This is a genomic window from Microbulbifer sp. 2205BS26-8 (assembly GCF_030731025.1).
Lineage (GTDB): Bacteria > Pseudomonadota > Gammaproteobacteria > Pseudomonadales > Cellvibrionaceae > Microbulbifer > Microbulbifer spongiae.
Map to the genome: position 1 here is coordinate 1 of NZ_JAVAMR010000176.1, position 573 is coordinate 573.

Genomic DNA, 573 nt, shown 5'->3' on the forward strand with positions numbered 1-573 from the left:
CCCGGATTTTGCACGGCCAGCTTCACACCGCAGCATTTTATGCTTTTGGCCTGAGCGGAACTGGAGCTGCTGACTTTTGCTGGCAATTTATCCTCTTTGAACAGGTTTTGTTCGACCCAGGCTGCGCTGGACACAACTTCCCCTTACCCCGTTATTTGTCTGTGCCGGGAGCAGCACTTCAAGACTCTACGTCGGTACCAAACGGGTAGCCAGCTTGCAGAAGATTTCTCTGTCAGGAAACAATGTCGGCAGCAGGAAGCGAAAGCGGCGCGTATTCTTGATCACCACGGCCCCAATTGTTTCTTAGAGAGTAATCAGGATAATAGTGGTTACGGTGGCCACTATATACCTGTTACATCGTACCACAATGCGCTTCCAGCCCCAGGAAGAAACGGCTATCGTTGATGTGGTAATTTTCTTATGCTCAAGAGGCGTCTATGTGGCGAATATTTATCTTTATTCAAACGATTGGACTTCTACTGGCTTCTTCTTCCACGATAAGCGCAGTCCGTACCTCAGAAACAACCATTTCAAGAACTGATGGATCGGAGATCACCCTGATTGTTCGGCGAG

The 573-nt window shown here is 48.9% G+C and carries 1 protein-coding gene; it reads left to right on the forward strand.

What is annotated here, in order from left to right:
* Window positions 1-209: hypothetical protein (locus tag Q5Y71_RS17130; protein ID WP_306043282.1), on the forward strand; the 209-nt coding region annotated here is incomplete at its 5' end.
* Between the last annotated feature and the right edge of the window lie 364 nt (window positions 210-573).